Origin of the sequence: Vallitalea sp., from assembly GCF_025211055.1 — a bacterium.
In the GTDB taxonomy this organism is placed as follows: Bacteria; Bacillota; Clostridia; order Lachnospirales; family Vallitaleaceae; genus Vallitalea.
Window position 1 is genome coordinate 32910 of record NZ_JAOARO010000101.1, and the last position, 9643, is coordinate 42552.

Below are 9643 nucleotides of genomic sequence, written 5' to 3' on the forward strand. Positions count from 1 at the left end.
TCTATAATAATCGCAAAAATGCATCTATGATGATTTCATAATCTTTTCTATCTATAGTTCTCATACTTATTATAATTTCATCATTCTTTATCTTACATATAATTGGAATTTCATTTTCTCTTAATCTATTTTGCAGTTCATTTGGACTTAATTTATTACTACTTATTGCTAATGAAAACCCGTTTAGAGCTACACCAGGCAAAGAACCTCCTCCTGGAGCATCTTCTTCTTCTATAATATTGATATCTATTTTATTGCCAAGTTTTGCTTTTATCATTTTTTTAAATATATTTGCTTCTTGTAACAATGTTTTTGTAGTTTTAGTTAGCATATCTATGATCGGTATATTTTGTTTAATATTTTTATTTTCAATATATATATTCAATACTTCTTGTAATGCTATTAGAGACATCTTATCAATTCTAACCATTCTTGTCAGTGGATTAATTTTTATTTTTTCAATGAATTCTTTTTTTCCTACAATTATTCCCGCTTGTGGACCTCCTAATAATTTGTCACCACTAAAAGTTATAATATCTAAGCTTTTTTTAACTTGATCCATTACTGTAGGTTCATAGGGTAGATTAAAATTTTGTAAGTCAAGTAGTACACCGCTTCCTAAGTCTTCCACTGATATAATTTCTTTTTCATTAGCTAGTTTTACTAATTCTTCACCTGAAACCTCATTGGTAAATCCTTCTATTTTGTAATTGCTTTTATGAACTTTTAATAATATTCTAGTATCTTCACTTATAGCATTTTTATAGTCTTTTATATAAGTTTTATTAGTCGTACCTACTTCTACCATCTTGGCACCGCTTCGCTCTATAATCTCAGGGATGCGAAAACTGCCACCAATCTCAACTTGTTCTGATCTAGCTACTATTACTTCTTTATTAAGTGCTAGAGTATTAATGCATAGAAAAACTGCTGCGGCATTATTATTAACTACTAGGGCACTTTCTACACCAGTAAGCTTGATTAATAATTCTTCTACACTATCATATCTAGAACCTCGTTTTCCAGTAGTTAAGTCATATTCTAGATTGCAATAACTAGTTGCTACATCATTGATTTTATCTATAGCTCTTTTTGGCAAGGGAGCTCTTCCCATGTTAGTATGAAGTATTACACCTGTTCCATTTATTACTCTTGTTAATCTTTTTCTATCTGATGAGTTTACATATCTTATGACTTCATCAATAATTAGATTATATATATCTTCTTTTTTAAGGTCATCTTGTCTCTGATAACTATTTGATATTATTTTATCTCTGAAATTATTAGTTGCCCAATTAATTACATCTTTTATAATAATTCTGCTTCTTTGATTAACTAATTCTTTTATTTTATGGTGTTCAAGAATTTCATTTGTAGATGGAATTTTTCTTAAGATATCATTTACCAACTTTTAATCCCTCTTTTAATAAACGTTTATAAATATTTCACTTTCATCTTTATCTTGTACTTTACCAATAACATTAGCACATAGACAATTTTCATAGATCAGCTCTTTTATAAGCTGCTTGGCTTTATCCTCTGCTACTGCTATTAGTAATCCTCCAGATGTCTGTGGGTCATATAAAGCTGTTTCTAAACAATCTGATATATCTTCATTAATATCTACCCATTTACCAAAATGTGATTGATTGGATCTAGCACCTCCTGGTACAGCATTTTCCTCTATTAATTGTAATGTCTTATTAAAAAGCGGTACATTTGAAGCATCAATTCTCACATTAACATCACTACCACTTGCTAATTCATAAGTATGACCTAATATACCAAAACCAGTAATGTCTGTACAAGCATGTACACCAACTCTTTCCATAGCAGTTGCTGCTCCTTTGTTTAATGTACTCATGCTTTTGACAACTTCTTCTAGTTCTTTTTCTGTAATCAAGTCTTTCTTGAGAGCTGTAGTTAGAATACCTGTGCCTATTGGTTTAGTAAGCACTAACACATCTCCTGCTTTAGCTCCTGAATTAGTAAGTACTTTATCAGGATGAACATAGCCTGTTACTGATAGTCCGAATTTCACTTCATTATCAGTTACCGTATGTCCACCTACCAAGATTGCTTGGGCTTCTACAATCTTATCTGCTCCACCTCTTAGTATCTCTGCCAATACAGCTGGTTCTAAACATGTAGCAAAGCATGCAATATTCATAGCTGTAAGAGGTCTACCTCCCATTGCATATACATCACTTAAGGAGTTAGTTGCAGCTATCTGTCCAAATGTATACGGATCATCTACTATAGGTGTGAAGAAATCAAGTGTTTGTATTAACGCATAATCATCTTTTATTTTGTAAACACCAGCATCGTCTGATGTACCTAATCCTACTATTAAATTGGGATCTAGTTTGTTCTCTTTAGTTTTCAATTGGCACAAAACTTGCGCCAAGTCCTGTGGACTTAATTTACTTGCTCAGCCAGCTTTTGATGACATTTGTGTTAAACGTATTTTATCTTTATCTACCATAACATGTCCACCTCCAAAAAAATATTGACCTTCAGTATTTTAGTCAACATGGGTTAGTCTTAGTCATTATTGGCGGGAGTGAGTAGGAATCGAACCTACCTCGGACGGTCTTACCACCCGAAAAAAGATTTGAAGTCTCCTGAATCCACCAGAATTCATTCATTCCCCTAATTACTGTATAATTATACTAGATTTTATATGTTTTGTATAGATACATTTCACAGACTGAATATTTTTTAGTTCTTAAACTAATAAAGAAGTGTTCAAAAAAAGATTAGGTCCCTTACCCCTAGACCTAATCTATTTCCCTTGATATTGACATAAAAAATGTCAATTTATTTTATATATTTGTAATCAATTAGGTAATTAAAACCAGATACTATAACTCCACCGCCAATAAAATTCCCAATGGCAACAATAGATAAATTATATAAAATACCCAATATTGAGATATCCGCTCCTAAAAAATATGCTGTAAATAAATAGTACATATTAGCCACAATATGTTCTGTTCCACTTAATACAAATACAGTAATTGCAAACCATACCACTACAATTTGAGTTATTTCTTCTCTACATCTGTATGAAAGACAAACTCCTGTAGAAACTATAATATTGCATAGTATAGAACTAAAAAATAATTTTACTATTGGCATATTAACTTTAGTAACTGCTTTATGAGCTAATAATACCATAATGTTATCTCCAAATATTCCAGCCCAATTAGTCATTAGAGCAATAAATATAGCCCCAATTAAATTCGCAATAAGAATTATTAATAAAACTCTAAATATCTTAGTTATTTTGGTCTTTCCTGCATAAACCGCAGCCATAACCATGCTATCACTGGTAAATAATTCAGCTTTCATTACTATAATAGCTACAATTCCTAATGGGAAAACAAGAGCTCCTATAAATGAACCAAGCCCAGCATCTCCTGTATTAGCAACTACTTTTAGATAGCCTATAGCCCCTAAAGCAATATATATTCCTGCAAGAATACCTTGTGCCAATAGAATTGTAAATGCTTTTTGTGATTTTTGTTTGCTTAGATGCAAAATGTGTTTTGTTAGTATAAAATTGTCCATATAATTCCTTTTCAGTTCAAACCATTTATAGATTAAATAATCTATAATTATTTGTTAACAGAGTTACAGGAATATTATATCATATTTTTATACATATTATAACTATTATTTTACTTATTATCCATAATTCTACATAGCGCTTTATAAGATAAATATCTTAAATGAACAGGTTATGATTTGCATCATCAGTATCTCCCAGATAAGATGCAACTCCTCCCAGCTCAATACCATCAATCAATTCTTCTTTCTTAATCCCCATTACATCCATTGACATTGTACAAGCCACAATCTTAACACCGTTATCTAATGCAGACTTTATTAGTTCTTCTAATGAATTTACATTCTTATCTCTCATAACTTTTTTCATCATTGCTGAACCCATTCCAGCCATGTTCATTTTTGAGAGTTTTAGTTTCTTAGTTCCCTTAGGCATCATAAAACCAAACATCTTCTCTATTACCGATTTCTTCACCTTGACTTTTTGTTCCTTCCTCAAGATATTCAATCCCCAGAAAGTAAAGAACATAGAAACCTCTTTTCCCATAGAAGCAGCCCCATTAGCTATTATGAATGATGCTAGTGCTTTATCAAGTTCTCCACTAAAAACTACCATAGTACTCTTATCAGTAGCTACAGCTGACTTTTCTTTTATCTCAACATTCTCATTACCTTTACCAATCCAAACTACAAATTCTTTCTCTCTTTTCTCAGTCTTAATAAAACTATTACCTGTTTTCTTACACCAAGCTTCTACATCAATAGGAAAGCCAGGGTCTGTAGCTGAGATTTCAAGAATATCTCCTGTATTTATCTCTTTCATCTTATTATTCACTTGCATTATTGGTCCTGGACACTGTAATCCACATGCATTAAGCTTAATGGTGATTCCTTGATTCATAGCTAAATCAACTGACTTTAATTCTTTTTTATTGTCTTCATCTGTATTCGTTACAAAACAATCACAATCTACATCAGAACTTGTCGTTTTAGTATAGTCTTTTGCAACACATTTATAGAAATTATATCCGCCAATTAGGTTTTTAGCTTTATAACCTTTTTGTGTAAGGATTCTTGAAGCAATATATCCTCTAATACCAATAGCACAATATACTAGAATCTCTTTATTTTTGTCTAGTTCATCAATTCTATTCCTTAATGAATTAACTGGGATGTTCTTAGCTCCTTTTATATAACCAAGCTCCAATTCTATATCATCTCTTACATCCAAGATTATTGAATTTTGTTTATCTTCATTATCTATTTCATCCCATAAAACTACTTCCATATCACCACTTAGTATATTTTCTGCTGAGAATCCTGCCATATTTACAGGATCTTTTGCTGATGAATATGGTGGCGCATAAGCAAGTTCCAATTCTTTTAGGTCATATATTGTACCACCCATTTTGATTAATGTAGCTATAACATCAATTCTTTTGTCAACACCTTCATAACCTATAATCTGGACTCCAAGTATTTTACCCTCTAAATCAAACATAAGTTTTATTGTCATAGGTATAGCCCCTGGATAATATCCTGCATGTGACTTAGGTTGAACCAATGATATCTTGTAATCTTCTTGATATTTCTTACCAAGTCTATTAAGAGTTTTTTCATTGTTACCTGTTGTGGCTACAGTAAGGTCAAATACTTTTACTACAGAAGTTCCCATAGTTCCTTTGTATTTCTCTTGTTTACCTACAATGTTATTAGCAACAATCCTACCTTGTTTATTAGCTGGTCCAGCAAGTGGAATCATGGTTTTACTACCATTGACGTAATCTACAACTTCTATAGCATCACCCACTGCATATATACTGTTATCACTTGTTTTCAGATATTCATCAACTATAATTCCGCCTCTTTTGTTAGTATCAAGTCCTGCATTTTTGGCTAATTCTCCATTTGGCTTAATACCGATAGATAATATTACCATATCTGATTCAAGCATAGTTCCGTCTTGGAGTTTTACATAGGTCTTGCTATCTTTATCTTCAAAAGAGCTTACTCCATTATTAAGGAATAATTTTATACCTTTTTGTGCCATATGTCCATGAATTAGTTGTGCCATATCATAATCAACTGGTGCCATAACTTGGTCAGCCATCTCAACTAGATTAACCTCTAAACCTCTATCATGCATATTTTCAGCCATTTCAATCCCTATGAATCCACCACCGATTACAGTGACTTTTTTTACAGGTCTACTATCCAGAAATGACTTGATTGCATCAGTATCTGGAATATTCCATATTGAGAAAATATTATCTTTGTCAATACCAGGTATAGGAGGTTTTATTGGTGTAGAACCTGGAGATAGAACTAGATTATCATATGTCTCTCTGTAGATTTCTCCAGTTTTCAAATCTTTTACTTCAACATATTTTTCATCTTTATTAATAGATACAACTTCATTTTGTACTCTTACATCAATGTTAAACCTATCCTTCATTGCTTCAGGAGTCTGAAGAAGAAGAGCATCTCTTTGTTCAATTGTTCCTCCTATATAATAGGGTAAACCACAATTTGCAAAGGAAATATATTTACCTCTTTCAAACATTATTATCTGGGCATCTTCATTAACTCTTCTAAGTCTTGCTGCAGTACTGGCACCACCTGCAACCCCTCCAACTATAAGAACTTTATTAATCATATTAATATCCTCTCTTTCAACTTGTATTTATTTTAACAAACTATATCGTACTATCTGTATATTTATATATTACAATATTAGGATATTTATGTCAAGAAAAAATCCAACTTATACTAGACATTTTTTTCCATATAGATTATGATAACAATAATCATTAATTTTATACTTCAGATTTATATATTGATGAGCATGTCCTTCAAAAATATATAAATCAATACATTATATTGCATTATTCTGGAATATACATTACTATAGTGATATAGGAAACTTACTAACTACAAGCTTAGAGGTGAATTATGAATACAAATAATAATAATAGTTTCGATCCATACAAATATATACCCTTTATAATAATTGTTTTTTTAATAGCTAAGTTCATATTTAAACCTGGTAATCTAACTTGGTTTTTTTCGTCATTCAAATCATTAATTATTGCTTCAATAATAATTTATTTATTAAGCCCAGTTGTGAAAGCAATAAAGACCAAATTAAAATTCCGACATACATTAAGTGTCTTACTAACTTATGTAATTGTTTTTGCATTTATTGTACTTTTTGTAATTTTAATTGTTCCTACTATTACAGATAGTGTTAATTCACTAGTTAATAATTTTCCAACTACTGAAGAATTAAGCGATTTCATTAATGGACTATTTGTCACCAATCTAATAAGTCCTGAAAAGATTACGGAACTTATAAATATGCTAGAAGATTCAATTATAAGCTTTTCAAGTGATTTAGTTAGCTTATCAACACAAGTTATTTCATCAATTGGAAGCTTCATTAGTAATATTGCAATATTATTTTTATCATTATTCATGGCATTCTATGCCCTTAGGGATTGGGATGAAATCAGACCGAAATTAAATAAATTCGTTAGAGCTATACTCCCTAAAAAATATGCTGATTGGACTATTAGAGTAACTAGATTGACAGATAAAGCATTAAAACAGTTTCTGATAGGTAAATTATATACATGTATCATATTAGGTTTGCTTGTCAGCATAGGTATATACGTGGTTAACTTTGTTACTCCACTAAAGATACCATATGCTCCACTTATGGGATTCATAATCGGTATAACTAACATAATTCCTTATATAGGACCATTTATCGGTACAATACCTTGTCTGATATTTGCATTGTTCTCTGGATTCTGGGAAGCTGTAGGCTTATTAGCTATTATACTTATAATGCAACAAATTGATAATATAATTGTAAGTCCAAGAATCCTAGGTAATTCAGTTGGATTAAAACCATTCTGGGTTGTTGCATCTGTAACCATTGGTGGAAGTTTCTTTGGTGCAGCAGGAATGATTCTATCTGTTCCTATTGCTTCTGTTATACTTACATTTGTTATGGAGAAGATTAATTGTGTGGATGTGAAAAAGCACTAATAAATCAATCAATAAAAAAACTTTGTAGAATAAAAAATAGTTGTTTTATTACTATCTTTTTATTCTACAAAGTTTATACAACATTAATACGTTCATTTCTACTCATCAAATTCTATAGGTATATAGAATTTAGTAATAAAATTCAATTCATTGGTTTTTTTATCTCTTCTTTGCACCAATACATCAAATCCCAATAATTTTAAGAATAAAGAAACTTGTTTTTTATCTTTAAATGTAATTTTACAATCTAGAATATACGTTGAATCTTTATCTCTTGTTTTATTATATGTTATTTCAAATATATCTTTTAATCGTTTAGGTATTAGAAATTCTATGGCATATTTAGCTTCAATTTCTTCACTTATTTTGATATAGATTTGTACATAATTATCATATTTTTTTACAGATGAAGTAAAGTCGATATGAACCTCATCATCATTCTCAGTGAATTCTTGCAAATAATAGTCACCTATATAAAAATCTACAAAAATTCCTTCTTTATCATACAGTCTAATAATATTAAAGTGATTAACAAATTCATTCAATTTTATTAACAAGATATTATCATATTGATTAACTATTTCAACTGTATCGCAAACATTTTTTGCATTATTGTATAATTCAATTTTTTCTATTTCTAATAACGAAATATTAAAGTTGAAAAACACTTTTATTTCATTAGTATCTTTACTATAATACAGATTTCTGTTTATATTATAATTATTATTATTGCATGTAAATTTTGATAATTTTTTTGCCTCATTAGAACTACATCCCGATATGAGACAACTAATAACTAATAAGACTATTAGTTGTCTAAATAATTTTATATTCATTTAATTAATATATTCCCAATCATAATCATGAGAATCTGCATATTTATCATGAGTTGCTGCATAATATACTGAAATACCATACGCTCCATCATGTGGATATATATATTCTGTTTCTTCAACAATACAATATGATTCCAGAATATATTTTCTATTTTTAATTGGATTCTTTACAACTTGTGTAAATTCATCTCCCCATTGCTGACCTAATTCAACTGAAAAACTAGCTTCTACTATACTCTTAAAACTAAATTTAGTACTACCAGTAATTTTTGTTTTAGTGTATGAAGATGTCTTTAAAGTAAATGAATCTAACCCATCATTCTTTACATTAACAAAATCTCTATCATATGAAGTATTGTAATAAGTTTTACTATCATCGTAATTTTCTAAACTTTTACTCCATTTGTTAGTAGCATAAATTGCATTTGGTGTTATATATCCTCCACGATTACTTCTTAAGATAGACCTATTTTTTGAAAATGGTACAAATTTTGATTCTTGACTATTATTCTTTACAGTCTCATAGTATGGTAATCCATCTACATATAGCTGACCAAATTTATCTTTTTCTATTGTATACCCAAACCCTTTTTTAACTTCCATTTTATCAGCAGCTTTAACTGTAAAGCAATTAATAGACATTAAACTCAATATTAATACTATAACAATACTTTTTTTCATTTAATTATTTCTCCTTTTATTATATTTTAATATTATAGTCATTGCAACAATAGATAATATTATATCACTTTATATTAAAACTATCAATACATTAACCTTATAATTATTTATATAATTTAATATTATCTATTTTTTATTCTATTAATATTATTTATTAAAAATAATTCTAATATATTATTTTATTGACATTCATTTAAATTCATTAATTAAATTATGTTTATTATAACTATAAATAAAATATTTTTCTACTTCTTAGAATTGTATTAGTGTTTAGTTTTATTTTACTTAAATTATCCTCCTTGAATAAAATACCTATATATACTCAAAATAGTAATATAACATTTCTTACATTTTTTTACTAATAGTATAATCTCTCGGAATCTTGAGAGATCATGTCAGCAAAGCTGACAAAAGCACTTTGACAAGTAAATATTGTCTGAATTACAAATAAAAGTAGAAAAATGGGTAAAAGAAATAGACATAACTGCTGTTATGCTTTAAAA

The 9643-nt window shown here is 29.3% G+C and carries 7 protein-coding genes and 1 tRNA gene; 1 reads left to right on the forward strand and 7 read right to left on the reverse strand.

Going from position 1 to position 9643, the window contains the following annotated elements:
- Position 1 precedes the first annotated feature (1 nt).
- The 5 genes from selA to N4A55_RS16825 all read right to left on the reverse strand — a co-directional run bounded on the left by selA (position 2) and on the right by N4A55_RS16825 (position 6226).
- Complete coding sequence (gene selA, locus N4A55_RS16805; protein ID WP_293758646.1) at positions 2 to 1408, reverse strand: L-seryl-tRNA(Sec) selenium transferase; 1407 nt, start codon at positions 1406 to 1408, stop codon at positions 2 to 4.
- Positions 1409 to 1423: 15 nt separating this feature from the next.
- Positions 1424 to 2485 carry a selenide, water dikinase SelD gene (selD, locus tag N4A55_RS16810; protein ID WP_293758647.1) on the reverse strand — a complete coding sequence of 354 codons (1062 nt, stop codon included), beginning with the start codon at positions 2483 to 2485 and terminating at the stop codon, positions 1424 to 1426.
- A gap of 70 nt (positions 2486 to 2555) precedes the next feature.
- Positions 2556 to 2652 (reverse strand) — tRNA-Sec (locus N4A55_RS16815).
- A gap of 168 nt (positions 2653 to 2820) precedes the next feature.
- Positions 2821 to 3573 carry a formate/nitrite transporter family protein gene (locus tag N4A55_RS16820; protein WP_293758650.1) on the reverse strand — a complete coding sequence of 251 codons (753 nt, stop codon included), beginning with the start codon at positions 3571 to 3573 and terminating at the stop codon, positions 2821 to 2823.
- Between the two features lie 157 nt (positions 3574 to 3730).
- Entirely contained in the window at positions 3731 to 6226 is a 2496-nt protein-coding gene (locus tag N4A55_RS16825) for a DsrE/DsrF/DrsH-like family protein (protein WP_293758652.1), read from the reverse strand.
- 296 nt (positions 6227 to 6522) lie between these two features.
- On the opposite strand from N4A55_RS16825, the gene N4A55_RS16830 reads away from it, so the two are divergent.
- On the forward strand, positions 6523 to 7623 hold the full coding sequence (locus N4A55_RS16830; RefSeq protein WP_293758655.1) for an AI-2E family transporter: 1101 nt from the start codon (positions 6523 to 6525) through the stop codon (positions 7621 to 7623).
- 98 nt (positions 7624 to 7721) lie between these two features.
- On the opposite strand, the gene N4A55_RS16835 is transcribed toward N4A55_RS16830, so the two are convergent.
- Positions 7722 to 8459, reverse strand: coding sequence for a hypothetical protein (locus N4A55_RS16835; RefSeq protein ID WP_293758657.1), 738 nt, complete (start codon positions 8457 to 8459; stop codon positions 7722 to 7724).
- Positions 8460 to 9140 (reverse strand): hypothetical protein, encoded by a 681-nt coding sequence (locus N4A55_RS16840; RefSeq protein WP_293758659.1) that lies wholly within the window; start codon positions 9138 to 9140, stop codon positions 8460 to 8462.
- Positions 9141 to 9643: the final 503 nt, after the last annotated feature.